9 protein-coding genes are annotated in these 16,702 nt (G+C 57.1%); 3 read left to right on the forward strand and 6 right to left on the reverse strand.

What is annotated here, in order from left to right; genetic code table 11:
- Window positions 1-33: 33 nt before the first annotated feature.
- The 3 genes from RAC97_RS06670 to RAC97_RS06680 all read right to left on the reverse strand — a co-directional run bounded on the left by RAC97_RS06670 (window position 34) and on the right by RAC97_RS06680 (window position 4,312).
- The gene (locus RAC97_RS06670; protein ID WP_375098476.1) at window positions 34-2,466 is read right to left on the reverse strand and encodes a S8 family peptidase; all 2,433 of its coding nucleotides are present in this window, start codon (window positions 2,464-2,466) and stop codon (window positions 34-36) included.
- Between the two features lie 24 nt (window positions 2,467-2,490).
- Window positions 2,491-3,477, reverse strand: coding sequence for an AAA family ATPase (locus RAC97_RS06675; RefSeq protein WP_375098477.1), 987 nt, complete (start codon window positions 3,475-3,477; stop codon window positions 2,491-2,493).
- Between the two features lie 250 nt (window positions 3,478-3,727).
- A complete protein-coding gene (locus tag RAC97_RS06680) occupies window positions 3,728-4,312 on the reverse strand; it encodes a DUF6088 family protein (protein WP_375098478.1) in 585 nt (194 codons plus the stop codon).
- A gap of 654 nt (window positions 4,313-4,966) precedes the next feature.
- Here RAC97_RS06680 and RAC97_RS06685 point away from each other — a divergent pair.
- From RAC97_RS06685 to RAC97_RS06695, 3 genes are all read left to right on the forward strand, one after another.
- Window positions 4,967-5,788 (forward strand): MarR family transcriptional regulator, encoded by an 822-nt coding sequence (locus RAC97_RS06685; protein ID WP_375098479.1) that lies wholly within the window; start codon window positions 4,967-4,969, stop codon window positions 5,786-5,788.
- Window positions 5,789-6,092: 304 nt separating this feature from the next.
- Complete coding sequence (locus tag RAC97_RS06690) at window positions 6,093-7,658, forward strand: TniQ family protein (protein ID WP_375098480.1); 1,566 nt, start codon at window positions 6,093-6,095, stop codon at window positions 7,656-7,658.
- Between the two features lie 226 nt (window positions 7,659-7,884).
- Window positions 7,885-8,286, forward strand: coding sequence for an antitoxin Xre-like helix-turn-helix domain-containing protein (locus tag RAC97_RS06695; RefSeq protein WP_375098481.1), 402 nt, complete (start codon window positions 7,885-7,887; stop codon window positions 8,284-8,286).
- Between the two features lie 510 nt (window positions 8,287-8,796).
- On the opposite strand, the gene RAC97_RS06700 is transcribed toward RAC97_RS06695, so the two are convergent.
- The 3 genes from RAC97_RS06700 to RAC97_RS06710 all read right to left on the reverse strand — a co-directional run bounded on the left by RAC97_RS06700 (window position 8,797) and on the right by RAC97_RS06710 (window position 16,697).
- Window positions 8,797-11,010, reverse strand: coding sequence for a UvrD-helicase domain-containing protein (locus RAC97_RS06700; protein ID WP_375098482.1), 2,214 nt, complete (start codon window positions 11,008-11,010; stop codon window positions 8,797-8,799).
- 2 nt (window positions 11,011-11,012) lie between these two features.
- Entirely contained in the window at window positions 11,013-11,876 is an 864-nt protein-coding gene (locus RAC97_RS06705; RefSeq protein ID WP_375098483.1) for a hypothetical protein, read from the reverse strand.
- Window positions 11,877-12,401: 525 nt separating this feature from the next.
- Window positions 12,402-16,697, reverse strand: a complete 4,296-nt coding sequence (locus RAC97_RS06710) for an AAA family ATPase (RefSeq protein ID WP_375098484.1) — start codon at window positions 16,695-16,697, stop codon at window positions 12,402-12,404.
- Between the last annotated feature and the right edge of the window lie 5 nt (window positions 16,698-16,702).

Here is a 16,702-nt window from a genome sequence, read left to right on the forward strand (position 1 = left end):
CGCATCCTTTCCAGAACATACAGGCGGGGGTCTTTATCCTCGGTACTGCACGCGAGCTGCCTCTAGCCGAGCCTGTTGCTGCTCCCTCACCACAGCCTGCTCAGCTAACAATGCCTGCATCTGGGTGTAGAGTTGAGCATGCTCATTGTCCCTGTCGGCCACGCTGACCACCAGCGAGTATGCTTCTTTCTCTGCTGCTGATGGGTTCCAGTCACGATCCTGGCGCACAACGACCACAAACCACTTTTCCCCAGGCGTGCACTGTTTGACAGTCCAGCGGGATGACTGCACCGTGCCGTGGTTTCTCAACTGGGCGGTGATATCCCGGTTGGTGGACCTCGCCTCCTTGAGTACTTCAGTCTTTGCTTTCAGCTCTTGGTTGAAGTGTTTCTGAACTTCATCTAGAGAAGCCCCCGTCACCAAGCGGTAGTTGATCTGCGTGGCTAGGTACTCGATCCGTGTAGTGCGCACGACTGGAGAATAGGCCAGCGTGATGGAAAGCTCACGGGTGCCTCTGGAGGAGCGAAGGAAATTTTCCGGCAGTGGGAGCTCGAAGAACTGACAACCATCGTTCTCGATAGTCTCCTCTGACATCAACACCACGCAGTGGTCGGAGGATCTGAACAAATCAGCCTCATTCACGGCGCCATAGCCTGCCACATCCCTTGCGACGTCGCGATTGAGCGTGGCTTTGGCCTCCTTGTAGCTCTTTCTGAAGTCCTCGGAGAATGAGGTCGTGACTTCTTCTGGAAGATAGGCTTGGTTCACTAGCATGGCGCGAAGCATGTTCGCTGAGGCCGTTGGATAGTCGTTTAACAAACGCCCGGCCAGGTGAGTGATGTAAGGCGCCGCAAAGCTCGTGCCGCTGACCTCCTTGAAGACGGTCGCACCGACCACTTGGTGGTTAAGCGTCAGCACACCCAGTCCCTTCATGTGGGGCGCCCACTGCGCATTCGCCTGTCGCATAGGGCTGGCATAGTTACCTCCTGCAGCGACGAGCTCCGGCTTGAGTGCTCCCTTTACCGATGGTCCGTGGCGAGTGAATGGCGAAGGCTGGTTCTCCGATGCCGGCGAGAGCTGATAGATTTCTGGGAAGCGCTGGCTGTCGAAAGTTGCGTTGTGCCGGGATATGCTCCCCACAGTTAGCACGGTCATGGCCGGGGCAGGATCAATGATCGCGCTCTGCGCAGAGACCAGGTACTCGGGGTATTCATCACGCCAGCTGTTGATGGGTACCGGTGGGTTATCGGAACCGCAGAAGTTACCTGTCGAAACCACGAACAGGATGTTGTGGCGCCTGGATAGGACATCCAGGATATAGGCAAGGCCTCTGATATGAGATCCGTCGTAGGGTGCATTGTTGTTGCCCAGCGAGAGATTGAAGATCCTGCAGCCCAGCTCGACGAAGTGCGCCACAGCCTTCGTCAGTGAGGCCTCAAGCGAAAGTTCGTCATAGACGGCATTGCCGGTATGAGGGCACTTCTTCATAACCTTGCCGTTGAAAATCCAGAGCTCAGGCCGCCAAAAATTTGAGCTGTTGCAGGCCTCTACGTCGCCGTACAAGGCTATACCGGCCACCGCAGTACCGTGACCCGCTTCGTCGGCCTCTCCCTCTTCATCCACAAAGGACGCGCTTTCGCCCATCGCCGGTCGAAGCAGTGGGTGGTTAGCGTTGATGCCACTGTCGAGAATACAGATGCGTGCGGCATCTGCTGCTGGAGAGGGAATATCTCTGGGAAGCTCATTGATGTCCCGGTTTAGCTGCTGAATGCTGATACCGGTGGAGGGGATAAGGTCCACCAAGCGTACATCGCGGTGGTTCAGCAGCAGTTGTGCCTGTTCAACACTTACCTCCACACGGTACATGAGCAGGCTGTCCAAGTTGATTTTGTCGAGCTGATGGATGCGCTCCGCAGCCAACCAGGCCTCGAACGCATTCGTGAGCAGGATGCGGGTAGGATGGTTCGCAACGTAGATGGGCCACAGCTCAACGTCGAGCTTGAACGTCGGCGTATTAGGGAACCCAATGTCATTGAGCGCCCAGCTCATCCGATCTTCCGGTGACCATGCCTCAACCCCGGCGATGGCTTCCAGGATCTGTCGGTACGTCAGTGCGGCGTCCATCACGCCCAGCTTTCTAAGGTGGTCGGCAAATTGGGCCAGCCCCGCCTCTGTCGCGAATACCACACAGAGCTGCTTACCCTCTTGGCTGACGAATTCCAAACCATGGGTTGAGAGGTGCGCAAAGGTGAGTGCACCGTCGTATTGCAGCTTGAGGACATAGGGGGAGTTTGCGGAAGAGCCGATCTGCTTTCTGGCTTGCCCTTCAGCAGTAGCAAAATAGCCGTTTAGCTTCTGACCATGCCCGCGACGATCTTCACGTGTTACGAAGTGGGGCGGGTTCTTGGTCCGACGAGAGTTGTCGAGAACTGCCCGCGCAATGCTCAGATGCTTGTAGGTAGCCACTGCTTCTTCCTTGAGAGCCCATTTTTATGTCTTCCTAAGGTCTTCCCGCGCAAGGGCGCTTTTCAGCTCCTTGATGGTCAGAAATTCCTGCCCCCTCAGGATCATTCTTTTCGCAGCGCGGCGTATTACTCGCTCGATATCCGCTCCGCTCTTACCTTTAAATTCCTTCAATACTTCCTTGTCGTCAATCTCAAATTGACGCCGGATGCCTCTCAACTTCAGCGACAAAATGTCCTTCAGTTGCTTCTCGTCCGGAAGCGGAAACTCAATGGATTCATCGAATCGCCGCCAAATGGCAGAGTCAAGGATGGTCTCATGGTTCGTAGCAGCCAAAATCAAACTACGACCTTCGTAGGAGTCCATCATCTGCAGTACTGCGTTCACGACGCGGCGAAGCTCACCATGGTCGCCGCTATCGCCACGCTCTTTACCTATGGCATCGAATTCATCAAAGAGAACCACGAATGGGTGTTGGGCAATGAAATCGAAGACCTTTCGAAGGTTGGCAGCTGTCTCCCCTAGGAAGGAAGAGACCAGTGCGTCGAGGCGGACAATAGCCAAGGGCCTATCCAGCTCAAACGCCACAACCTCAGCAGCCAACGTCTTTCCGCAGCCAGGTGGGCCAAAGAAAATCACCTTGCCCGAGGGCTTCATGCCGTAACTGCGCAGGACATCATCACGGCGATTTTCCTCAAGAATCTCCTCCAGTGCTGCGGAACTACTCGGAGGGAGAATTACCTCATCGAGCGAGCGCTTAGGCGTTCTTATATCAAGCAGTGGTAAGCCACGCTCTTTATCGACAGGAACATCATAGTGAACGCGGGGCGCGCTGCTGGACGCTCGTAGATTCAAATCGCTGCCGTAAAGAATCTGCTCTAGGTCATTAGCCAGAAGGTGGTGTTGTTTCTGCCGCTCTTCTTCGATCACCGCTTTGGAGGCAAGGCGAAACGCATCGGCATCGCCCGCTGTACCTGCTCGGAACAGCTGACGGAGAATCTTTCCATTGGCCATAGTCACCACCCTCTGAATTATTGCGTACTGCTGTTTTTGATAGGCATCGACAAACCTGTCGTGACTACAAGGCTTGCAATAACTCGTGTCGCATTTTGATTTGCATAGTCAAGGACTCCGTTCCCATCGTTTACATGTACACCTTGGAGCTAACACTGTGAAGCAGGGTAGCTGGCATGGAGGCGTAGCCTAGTCCACTTTCAGGCAGCCTTAAACGGCTATCTTAGAAAATCCGCCGAGCTGCAGACGATCAAACCACCTCCCGACCGATCGCTACCGCCATCCATGAGGGAAGGAGCGATCGGGCCGAACTCAAAGCTTGCCAGTCGGGCGGCGTCAGTTGCTTTCGCAGTCTCCCCATCGCCACGCTTACCTGAGTCTCTCCCAGCCAAGCCAAGGCTCGAATCACAGCGCCGGCAGTCGTATCACCAAGGGATAGCAACCAACGGGGGGCGTGTCTGATCTCGGCCTGAACATCCCCCACATTAAGATTCCGAGCTCGCCCGCTAGTGAGAAAAACGTATCCATTAGGGATTTGATTGGTCAGGCCCAACATTTTTGCGGAGCCGGCGCCATCAAGGGCGATCATTTCTTGAGTCTTCGAGGCCAGCCCGCTGACAACCCTTTCCATCGAGGGCACACCCTGGCGATCAATTGTTCTAGCCACGTAAAGACCACGAGCCGCTCGGATGATTTGTCCTGCCTTCGCCAACCGCGAAAACGCCTGATCCACGGCCGCGCGACTACCCAGGTGCAGAAACTCCTTGGGGGTGAGCATTCCCCCCTCAGGTAGCTGCCTGCTGTGCTCCAGGATCGATTCGGGAAGGGTCTTCATATGCCTCGACCAACAATGATTGCATTTATGTCAGAAACATTATCTATTTTCTGACATTCGTCAAGATTTCATCGACCGCCAGTCGGCCCGAGGTAATGAATGCGACACAGTCTCAGCACGCAATAGGGCGTGAGCTTCGTTTTCAGTGAGGGCAACTCAGCAACCTGGTCGAGTGGCAACACCAGGTCATAAACCAGCCCTGGGTTAATCACCCGCCGCCAGACCAGATCGATCAGCTCAGGGAGGAACTGGCGTAGAAGGCCCAGGGGCATTCAACAGGGCGTCGGCAGTGGATGAGGCAGCTATCGCCGGCTGCGGTCTTTTTGACTCAGCAGGAGGTCGGCCCTCAACTGGGCTCCAACCCAACTTTTAGCCACCTCGAAGCCACGCTCAAATGAACTATAAAATTTTCCCGAAGGCCCTGTAATCCGCCGGCTGCGAGGGTAAATTGAGATCGCCTCCATCTAGATAAGGCGTCGCTGGTTCTTCACTGTTGAGGCCTGATTAGTTTTCGGAGCTTGCAAAGGTGAAAAGCCTCATTAGTTTTTTGGAAAAGGCTCTCTCTTCCAATCCAGTTAACCTTGCGTTGTGTTGCGTAATGCTCAGCCTTTCGCTGGCGTTCTTCGTCGTCTGGCTTGCATGGGGGAAGGTGTGATGGTGGCTAAGAGTGAATGGGCCAAGATGCCGATCCGGTGGGTCCACGAAGAGGGACTTGTGGCCTTCCGAGGGCGGTCGACGAAGCTAAAGCTAACAACTGACTCATTTCTGCCGGCCTGGCCGCCAGAAGCAGATAACTCGCAGTTGCGTAACGAGAGCCTGGCGGCACTCAAGCTCTATCTGGTGTTGTGCTGCCGCGCGGACTTCTCGACCGGAATGGCAAAGGTCACCTACACAGAGCTGTGTAAGCTCGGTGTGATGTCTAGGGCGGTGGTAGCGCGGTCTCTTCAGCGCTTAGAAGTGGCTGGTTTGATCAAGCGTGAAACGGGCGCCCTAAAGAGCGGATCGCTGATTCGTATTGAGAACTGGAACGATGCCTATGGATGGGGAAAAATTCCGAAGTTATGGCTCTACGACGGTAACCACGGACGCATGCTGCTACTGAGCGAGTTCAACTTCACTCAGCTCTCGTTCCACGCCATCAAGATCTTCATCGCCATCCTGGCGTCCAGGGATCGCCGAGGCATCGCAACCATCAGCTACGATCGCCTATCGGCTTGCACGGGTGTACCCAGGCACCATATCGCCGATGCGGTCACGCGACTCTATGACATGCGGCTGATTTCGTTCCGTCCTGGAGAATTCCATAGTGAACATGAGTTCGATCGCACCAACCGATATCTGGTACGCGGCTTTGGTACACGTTGGTCAGCATTGGAGGAAGAAAAACCAGGCCCCCGAAGTGGTTCCGCGCGCAAGCGGCCATCGCCAGTCGACGTGGCCAGCACCCTCGCATTCGTCAAACCAGCTGGAAATTGAGCTTGATGCATTCGCGAATTATTGTACGTTTCTACAGGCGTAATTTTGCGTAAAGGTGTGGGAGCATATTGGACGATGAGCTCTCGTGTCCCCCCCCCGGTAATTACTGATGTATACGTGATTTGTATCGGATAGATACTGCCGGGATAGCCTGCAAATGTGTCAAAGTGCGAGGGATAATTTACGTCGTGCTCTGTGTAAATTTTCAAAAGTCCTGACCCCGATACAGGATTTCGTGTGTTACAAGTATGCGGATCAATGGATGTGCGACCTTTCCGAACCCTATCTTGTAAGTCGGTAACTGATGACTGATCTACTATTTTTTCCTATGTCGATGCCGGACGAGATGCTGCACTCTCGTATCACGCGCTACCACTTCCTTTCAGGTAACAGAACCGTAGGGGAGACTTTCCGGGATCTGTTTGGCTCGAATCCCTTCAACGTCGGTATGCTCCCGAAGAAGATTGAGGTGCTTGCTGCCAGGCTTCCAGGTGTCACAGCAAGCAATCTTGACGAGCTGATCTGCGCCAACACTACCTTTCCCGCTTACCGACCATTTTTGGGGATCAGTGAAGGGGCGGAAGGGCCTTCGGCAGGTTATAGCTTCACTGGAGTAGCCCGAATTCCCCGCAGGGAGGGGACGGTCCACTGCAAGGCAAAACTCTGTCCAACCTGCGTTCAGCAGGACCTTCTGGAATTGGGTTATGCGTACTGGCATCGCTCGCATCACTTGCCTGGTGTCTCCGTCTGTTGGCGTCACGGTGACCTCTTGATGCAAGCATGCCCGAGATGCTCTCACCCATTTTTCAGAAAAAATCGGATGCTACCGAGCCTTTCTGAGCCGTGTGTATGCGGTTGGAGCACGCTCACCCCTGCGCCGGCGAGTCAGGGTACTCAGCTTGAAAAGAAATTTGCCCAATTCGCACACGAGCTGCTACAGCGCAATTTACCACCGATGAGTAGTGATGCTTTGTGCTCCAGCTATTTACGACAATGCAGAAAACGGGGCTTCATACACGGAAGGTTTGCTGGAACAGCAAAACTGTTCGACAGCATTCGTGATACATATGGCGATCAAGCCTTGTCGCAGATGTGCAGCGCCTACGCCGCGGGAAAGCATGAGCAATGGATAAGGTTTACTTCTCACAATGGGCAGATGGATATGCCCCTTGCACGGCATATGATTATCGCGCTGCACTTGTTCGGCGGTGTTGATGCGTTTGAAAGTGCCTTGAAGAAAGAAAGCGTACTTCAAAGTATCGCAGGTGCCAGACTGCGCGGGCTGCAGGGTAAACCACTGGTGGGCAAAGAGGCCCAGTTCCGTCAGAAAATTGAAACTCTCCTGGCGGTGCGGGCTGACGTCAGCTTGGAATATCTCTGGCTGAATGCCTACAAAGCGACACGGTGGCTTTACGAGAACGACAAATCGTGGCTGATGGCGAAGCTCAGCCAGCCAAAGCCAAAGCCAAAGTCGAAGCCTGTTGAGTATGAAAGCGCCACTGATCCTCGTGACAAAGAGTTTGCTGCCATCTTGATTGAGGGGGCTGAGGAGATGTATCGGATTTCGAGAGGGCAGAAGCGAGTCAACATTACCAATTTACAGAGTCTACTACCGATCAATCTGCCAAGGCATTGCGCAACCCGTAAGCACAAATTTCCTCTAGCTCTAGAGCAGGTTGATCTCCTCTTGGAATCGGTCTGGCACTTCCGATTGAGGAGATTGATATGTGCTGTTGACGATATGGTTAGACTTAACCTGCCGATTAACACTGGCAGCCTCCACGTGGTTTCTAGCGTTGCAAACCCGGTATTTCATGTCTTAGTGAGCTTCTTCGAATGGGATTTGGAAGGCTTCGCAAAAATGGCGTAGATCCGGAAGCTCTACTCAGATCAACCGGCGTATCGCGAGATTGGCAGGGACCTCCCGGCTTCAACGTTGTTCTCGGTGGAAACGCTTACTACCGCAGTAGACCAGCGAGTGGATTCTTGGAAAATGCGAATGGTTAGGAGTGATCGACTGCGGTCCAAGGATGGCATCAGCTTTGATCACCCGCTTGCTCCGCGGTAAGCTCATCAAAAGCGTAGGAGTCGAAATCATGATCAGCGGACAGCGCCTCACTGGGGAGCAGTGTTCGGTCGGCCTGAAGGTCGCGCTTCGAATCATCGATGCCTGGCGAGCAACACCGGCACAAGCTTGCAGCATCCTGCGGATCTCTCTATCGACGTATCGGCGCGCTGCGCGGGGTCTGGAATGTGGGCAAAGACTCGATCTAGATCAGCAGCAGCGGATTGGCTTGGTGATAAGTATCCACGGATTTTTGAGAGCTGCATTCAGCAACCAGGATAATGTGAAAGGCTTTCCAGGCTTCAAGAACGACAATTCATTTTTTGAGGGTCGCACGCCTTTGGAGATCATGGCCCAAGGAGGCCTGATCTCTCTGTACGAGACGTATCGCCGTATTGAACAGCTTCACTGCGGCGAAATCATCGCTGCTTGACGATCAGCCACAGTGTTATTGACAGCTGAGCGTGTAGGCTGTCGTTGATTGTAGCCCAGTGCTATCACGCTATGGGACCTGCATTCGCTCGAAAGAGCTGATAACGCTGCAAATGGAGGCCTTTATCTGTCCAGCCTACATTCGAAAACCCTTGTGATGTCTTGGGCTCGCCCTGCGGCGGCATCGGGCGTGTAAGCCACTTTTTTTCACTGTAAACCACTATGGTTAACAGTGAAAAAAGTGGTTTACAGAGGTCGTGGCATCGAGCGGTTGTATCCACAACGTTGAGATTGAAAATCTCCAGGTGCATCTCTCGAAGGTCTGGCACGCCGGGTAAGGACAGAGATTACGCGGCAATCTCCTAGCTGGTGCTTAGCATCTAAAGGTGGATTCAGCTGATTTCAGCAATTGAGAAAGAGGACAGTTCTTGCTCAAGCGGCACCGCCGCGAGAGAAAACAAAAAGGGCCGAGCGGGCCCTTTTGCTTGTCAGCTATACACCAACAGGACCATCAGTTGACACGCTGCAACGTTCCGTTGGCCAGCGGAGTGGCCAATAACTGGCTGTGCCCACCGTGTTCCTTGGAGCTCGATATCAGGACCTGGCGCGCTGCCCGGCTAGCCCCGAGGTAGACGCGCGACACGTAACGACGGCGCGAACCCTGACCCTGGTCTTCGTCATAGTCCGCGCTATCCGCATGAATGAGAAATACAGTGTCGAACTGCAAGCCTGCCACGAATTCTGGCATGCTGAAGACGCACTTGTTCTTTGCGTTGCGTAGCTCCTTGAAGTCTTCGCGGCTGGTGATCGCAACGATTCTTTCGCGTACCCGCCCGGCAACACGAATCTTGTCGAATAGACCTTCGTTCAGGCAGAGCACTGCCACCTGGCTACCGCCGCCATCAATGCTACGCCCCCTGCGGATGGCCTGGTCAAGGACGCCGTCGATCAAGTTGATGTCGGTATCGTATATGGTCAAGGTCGGCGTTTCGCCATTTTCCTGCTGCGACTCGGCCACGTAAGTCGCGTACTCGCCCTCCAAGTCCATGGCTGGGAAAGAGGCGTCTAGGTCGCGCAAGAGCGCAGTGATCTGCGGCGTTGACCGGTAGACTTGTTTGAGCTCAGTGACGACGGACTCCCCAACGCCCGGGTTGCGGAATCTCTCCATCCCACCGCTGATGGGGACGTCATTCGTGGCCTGCTTTATGTCGTAAGCCATGAGTAAGGGCCATCGCCCGGAGACCTGCGCTCGCGTCTTGAACAAGTTGTGCAACAACATGGCCTCGGCGCGGGTAAAGTAGTGGTACTCGTCGACGAACACGAGGTCAAATCCGTCGCGTTCGCGCAGAGCCCCCCACTCATGAGTGCCAATGTAGCGATCGAAGTCGGCGATCATTTGGTCCATGCTCAGCATCTGCTCTTTACGTAGTAGCGCCCGGTAATTGTCATGAATTTCCAGCACCACGCGCCGGTGCGCTTCTGTGGGCAGAACCATCTGCCAGAGCTCCCTGGAGACGCCACGCGCATAGCGATTGCCTTCGGTGGTGTCCTTCTTGATCGACTCCAAATCCAGCACACAGGCAAACTCGTTCATGAGTTCGTCGATGAGCGTGGCGTCGTCGCCGCGATTCACCAAACGCTTCTGGAAGTCAGGACAGCCGGGGAACAGGTCAAACACGATACGAGCGTCTTTTACAACCTGGTCGATCGCCTGCTCAATAAGCATCCCCTGGTATTCGCGACCTTCACGACCATCTAGGGACAATGGCCTCAGTCCCTTTTTCTCGTAACCCAGCTTCTCCTGCGCCAGCTCGTAGATCGTACCGATCCATAGCCTTGGCTGCTCGTTAGGGCACTTCAACGATGTCCAGCGTTCAGTGGGGTCAAGTGCATGGAGCATGCCCCGCACGACTGTGTGGGCCAATGCCGAGCTGTGGGTGAGGAAAGCGAAGGTTTTAGTGCCGTCTGCGTCAGCGTAAAGATCGCGCAGGCACTTCACGACCATCGATTGTGTCTTGCCGGTACCGGCTGCACCGCGCAAGCGCACCGGCCGGTCATGCGGCCGATCGACAAATTCGCGTTGCTCTCGATTCAACCGGTTCTCATACCACTCTTCAAGAGTACCCGAACTCGCCAGCCGGACGCCTAGGGTCTCCGACAGCAAGACGCCGAAGTTACCAACTTGGGGAGGCGGTGGCGCATCAGCGAGCAGAGCATCGGGGATACCCTCTATTGCCCGCTGATAAAGCGCATCGTCTTCTGGTACTCCGTCCAGATCTGCTGGGTTAGCGGTAACAGCAAAGGCGTAGAGATTCCCGGTGCCGTCCGGCGATTGATCGAAGTAAATTCGCTGCAAAGCTGTTCGGGAGGCCTGCGCGAAAACCGAAAGTCGGGAGCCGGCGTGATAAGGCTGCCACTGGATAGGAATAGCTATGCTCCGATCGAAGTGGCGCAAAGCGACACGGATCACCCGCTCAAAGGCGGTGCGTGGCCTGGCAAGGCCGGCAGCAGGGCCGAAAATACCAGTGTTGATCACCAGGTAGCCGTCTTCAAGTTCGGCATTTTCGGACAGTAGGTAAACGGTGCCATTCGCCTCCACACGGCGAAGGCCATCGGAGTTCTGTGGCACTTCGAACTTTTCCAGCCAAGCATCCTCAACGAACGCTCGGTCCAGAATACTGATCGCCTTCTGGTCAACGACAAGAGCGGATACGGTGGTCGTCATGGTCATGCCTCCTGCACTTGTTTCTTGAAGAAATCCTCGACCGTAAGCTCAGCTGCCGTCTCGCAGGCCGACTCAAATGTCGTTGGCATGCCGATACGGGAAAACAGAAATGCCAGCTTTTGCGTTATAGAGAAACGGATGCCATCGTTCAGGCGGCCCAGGCGATGAAACGCATCTGGGCGGTCATTGATGCGTGCATCTTGCTCGGTGAGGTACAACTCGTTGGCCATGAGGGACCACATGGATCGCAGCATCACCACAAAACCGAGGCCGGTCTCCCGGGGCAGCTCTGGGAGCACGAAATAATCCTGGAAACCGCCGCTGTCTTTGAAGGCATTGCGCACATTGTCCTGTTGAGATTTTTCGTCTGTACCGTAAAGGGTCCATGCACCTTTCAACCGGCTGAACGCACTCTGAGTTTCGTCGGAGTTCACCGTGAGGGCGAAGGCTTGGAGATCGCGTAGCTGCTTGTCACCTGCGCCAGGGGATTTGCCGGTGGTGCTCGCCAGGATTTCTTCGGCAGACTTGCTGCGTAGCCACAGCACCAGCGCCTCATGGGTGAGTGCTGTGAGGCTAGGGTCCCGTTTGCGGATCTGACCATTGAGATACTCAAGCACTCCCTTGGAACGCTTTTCTGAGAGCTTTCGCAGCTGTTCCTGAGCCCAGGGGCCTTCGACATAGGCAGCCATGGGCACGATTTCCAACCAGGTGTAACGCTCCCCGTTTTTCTTCTGGGCTATGTCGCAGTCGGCCGTGATTACTATCCCTAGCCTCTCGGTCAACCCGTTCTTGGGGTTTAGCTGGCGAATGATGTCGCCTTGGCGCACCTCTTCCGTGTCTTCGATCTGCGTGAAAAAGCCCTGCATGTAAACGCGCCTCGGGAAGGATCAATGATCCATTCTGACAAGCCCTGTTACATGCTGGCAAATTGCTCGGCATTCTAGCTAGGCCTCGAGCCTGAAAGCTGGGCAAACCGAGTCATCTCGCTTTTTGCCAATGGCGATGCCCTTCGGCGTGACCTATTGGCCTTCCGGCATGATCAACCAGATCACCTACGCCAACGGCACCACCTCCAGTTATACCCAGACCCCGCGCCTGTGGCCGGCCACCGTCACCACCGCCAAGACCGGTGGCGCCACCTACCTCAACAGTGCCTACACCTACGACGGAACCGGCAACCTGGCAACCATCCGCAGCTCGGTCGACAGCAGCTTCAACCGTACCCTTGGCTACGACGGCATCAATCGCCTGACCAACGCTGCCGGTTTTGGGGTGCAGGCAGCATCAGCTATGACAGTGTCGACGTCATCAGCAGGCTCCCACAAGCTGCAGCTGCAGCTGAAGCCGCAACCCGTGGGGACCATCGCTATAAACCGACGCTGTTCAAACGCTCAGTCTTCCTCGCTACTATCAAGCATCTCCTCGACGGTTTCGCGGATGTCCTCATCCAGTCCTTCGAGCAGTTGCTCCCTTACGGCATCGCTCAGGCGCGTATTGCCAAAGCGTAAGGATCTGATAATCGCGTGCTTGACCTCCATGCTCTGATCGCTGGCCAGGGCCAACTGCACATCCTCGTCACACGGTATGGCGAGCATGGCAAACAGTTTGCTGGCTAATATCTGGCGGATTTCGCTGTTCGGGTCCTTGGCCAATACCCGCAGGGTTTGCGCTGTGAGTTGGCGCCAGTAGCTGGAGGCCTCAACCAGCTTCAGCCTTACGCTGACCAAGGCGTCCTGGGCTAGTAGCAGTTGGGCGGCCGGGTGAAGATGGCTGTTTTCGGCCAGGGCTAGGCGCACGGTTTTTTCCTGGTCGCGGGCAAGGTGCAACTGTGCCTCTTCGCACAGCTGTTCACCGAAGTGTTCATCGTGCCCTTTGGCCAGCGCCTTGCGCACGCCGATCTTTTCGTCCTTGGCCAACAGTATCTGCGCAGATGGCTTCAGCAGGGGAGATGCCGCCAGCAGTTCGCGGATGGGCTGGTTCTTGTCGCGTGCCAGCGCCTCCTGAGCTAGGGGATGCAGGGTGGACATGAAGGAGCTGTCGCGTTTCAGCAGGCTGGTCCGGACGGCTTGGTCAGGGTCATTGGCCAGCAACAGTTGCGTGGTTTTGCGGGGGCGGTCCAGGCTGGCGACGGCCATGCGCACGCTCACATCCTTGTCGCGGGCCAGTTCAAGCTCCATGGTGGGATCCATCCACCAGTCGCGTAGCAGTGCCGCGCGTACTTCGGCGGCGGGGTCGGCAATCAGCGAGTGCAAAATGTCGTCATCCGCAGACTCGTTGGCGGCAAGGGTCGCCCTGACTTTGGCACTTTTGTGCTCGGCCAGGCATTGTTGAACAGCCTTGGACAGCGATCGATTCTTCGCCAGCGCCTCCAGCAATGCCTCTGACTGAGCGCCTTCAGCCAGCAAGGCGGACTGGAGCGATTCAGGCAAGTTGCCGCGTGCCGCTACTTTCAGTTTTTCTGCCAGCCCGGACGTAACGGGTTTTTGCGTCCCCATGTAGCCAGAGACCAGGGCACCGATGTCCAAGCCTGGCAGTTCACCGGGTTTCGTGAGTACGTTGACTTGGCAGATATGGCCCACCAGGGTTTCGCCAATGTTTGTGTTTCCGGCCAGCTCCTCGCGTACCTTGCTGCTACCTAGCTTGTACAGACGCATGTACTGCGCCTCGCTCAGGTAATGGTTGGCGGCCAGCACTTCCTGTACTGCTTCCACATCGTCGATCATTTTCTCGGCGACGGGGCCGGCCAGCGCCTGATTGCGCGCAAGCTCGCAGCGCACCTCGAGATTGCTATCATCGGCAAGCCTGGCTTGCAGCGGTGGGGCTAGGGCTTTGTTGCCGGCGAGTTCACGCAGCAGTTCTGCACCGCCTCTCTCCAGCAGGCGCTGCTGCACTTCAGTGACAAGGGCGGCGTTGCCCGCCAGTGCCTCCTGCACTTCGGGCTGGTCACTAGCCAGCAGAAGCTGCACATCATCCAGCAGGTTCTCGGCCCGTGCCAGGTACCTGCGGATGGCAACTTTGGGGTCTGTGGCCAGATGCCGCTGTACGCTCGGCGCGACCGCATCGCGCCAGCGTACCAGGCGCTCGCGCACGTCGTCGTCCTCATCCTGCATCAGGGTTTCAAGCAGGCTTTCGTCGAGGTTTTTATTGCCTGCCAGGGCTTCGCGCACCTTGGCGCTGGGGTCCTTGACCAGCCGTGCCTGGACCTTGGCATTGAGCGAAGTGTTGCCTGCCAAGGCGATGCGCACCGGCTCGGACGGGTGCCGGCAGAGATCCATCTGCACCAAGGCAGATCCCAGATGTTCATTGCCAGCCAGGCTGGACTGCACGGTGTCCTCGTCCGAAGTCAGGCATTGCAGCGCGGCGCTGGTGAGGTTCGGCTGTGCGGCCAGCACACGCCGTACTTCGGCACTGGAGTCGCGGGCCAGCAGCAACTGGGCGGGGGCACCGAGGTTGCCGTTACGGGCCAGGCACTCGCGCACCTCGGCATTGCATTTCACCAGTTCCAGCTGCACCGGGTCGGGCAGGGCGGTGGTGCCCGAGCGGCCAGCCAGGGCTTCGAGCACGTCCTGGTCTTCATCACGGGTCAGCAGCATCAGCACGGCTTCGCTCAAGTTATCCCGACGGGCGAGGCTTTCGCGCACTTCGTAGGATGTGTCGCGCGCCAGCAGTTCCTGTGCCTCGGGGTGGAGATTGTCATTGCTGATAAGGTAGTCGCGCACCGTCACGTCGGAGTCTTTGGCCAACTGCAACTGCAGGGCCTTGCCTACCGCCTTGTTGATCGCCAGCGCCCGGCGTACCCGTGGCTCCTGGTCGGCGTACAGGCGTTGCTGCAGCGACTCGTCGTCGGTCTTTCTCGCCAGCTGACGGCGCTGGTCGGCGTCCAGTTTCAGGCGTTCGAACTGCGCCGCGATGAGGTCGTGGGGCGCGTGGGCATGCAGGCAGGCCAGGTGCAGCAGCGCCAGGTCGAAGCCGGGCTGGCCTTCCTCGATGTTGATGCGCAGGGTCAGCAGCTTCTCCGGGCAATTGGGGTTGCCGTAGGCCGCCGTGCGCACCTTGCCGTCGGTGTCGCCGACCAGTTTGGCCAGCACATCGTCCGGGCAGTCTTCATGGCGGGCAACCTCCTCGCGGCGCAGGGCGTTGTGGCTGTCGGCCATCTGGATCATCTGCGCCACGCTCAGGCCGTCGCTGGCTGACGCTGGCTTGAGCTTGAGCTTTTCGAACAGCTCTTCGTACTTGGCCACCTGCTCGCGCAGGGTCTCGCGCAGCGGCACGGTCAGCTCGATGGCGGACTCAAGGTCTTCGAACTTGAGTGCGCGGTTGTCCAGGAAGGCCGCTTCCCGCGCTTCGTTGATCGCGTTCTGGATATCGGCGCCTGCGTAGTCACGGCACTGGGTGACCAGTTTGCTGCGCTGCGAGGTTTCCAGCTCCGCCTCGCCCTTGAGGTGGATGTCGAGGATGGCCGCGCGCTCCACGGCATTGGGGAAACCGACATAGAACACTTCGTCGAAGCGCCCCTTGCGCAGCAGTTCCGGGGGCAGGGCAGTGATGTTGTTGGCGGTGGCGATGACGAACACGGCGCCGGTCTTTTCCTGCATCCAGGTCAGGAAGTAGCCGAACAGCCGCGACGACACTTCCGAGCCGCTGCCGCTGTTCATGCCGACAAAGGCCTTTTCCAGTTCGTCGATCCACAGGATGCACGGGCTGACCGACTCGGCCATGTTCAGGGCGCGGCGCATGTTGTGCTCGCTTTCGCCGACGTACTTGCCCAGCAGTGAGCCGATGTCCAGGCGCAGCAGCGGGAGCTGGAACAGGCCGGCGGCGGCCTTGGCCGTCAGCGACTTGCCGCAGCCTGGCATGCCGGCGATGAGCACACCTTTGGGCGCTTGCACTCGGGCTTCACGGGCTTCGCCAAGGCGCCGGAAGATCTGCGCGCGGCGGCCCAACCAAGCCTTGAGGTTTTCCAGCCCGCCGATGTCGGTGGCGTTTTCGTTGACTCGGAGCATTTCCAGGACGCCGCTCTTGGCGATGATCTGCTCCTTCTCGTGCTGGATCAGCGCAAGGGCGGCATCACTGATCTGCTCGTGCTGCTGGCGCACCATCGCCAGCGCCGAGCGGATCTCTTCCTGGGTCAGGCCGCTGCAAGCTGCGTGCAGGCGCTGGCGCAGCGCTTCCGGCACCAGCAGGTCGAGCGCCTGGCAGACCGCGTCGAGCTGGTTGCTGATTTCCTCGCCGCGAGGCAGCGGCAGGGGCAGCAGGGTAATCTGTGCTTCGATTTGAGCCGGTATATGCAAGGTCTCGGACACCAGCACCACGGCGGCCTTGCCGCGATGATGGCGCTGGATACGATTGAGCAACTGCTTCAGGCGGGCCACTGCCAGGGGCTGGTTTTCCAGCGCGCTGCGGGCATCCTTGATGATGAACAGCTTGTGGTCCAGGTCGTCGTCCAGCAGCGACGGCAGGCTGTCGGCCAGGTCGGTCTTGCCTGGCTGGCTGTCACGGGGTTGCTTGTGGAAGAAATCGACCCAGCCGTAGCCGAGGTTCCATTCCTTGGGGTGCAGCTCCAACTGTGCGGCCACATCCTGGAGCATGGCATCGACCCGTGCTTCTTCGGCCGACTGGATGAACAGCCCCGGGTAGCCGGCGCTGAGGTGGGATTTGATCTTGTCCTTGAGTTCGAGCAGGTTCATGGTCA

The sequence above is a fragment of the Pseudomonas sp. LS_2 genome (assembly GCF_042709235.1).
GTDB lineage: Bacteria > Pseudomonadota > Gammaproteobacteria > Pseudomonadales > Pseudomonadaceae > Aquipseudomonas.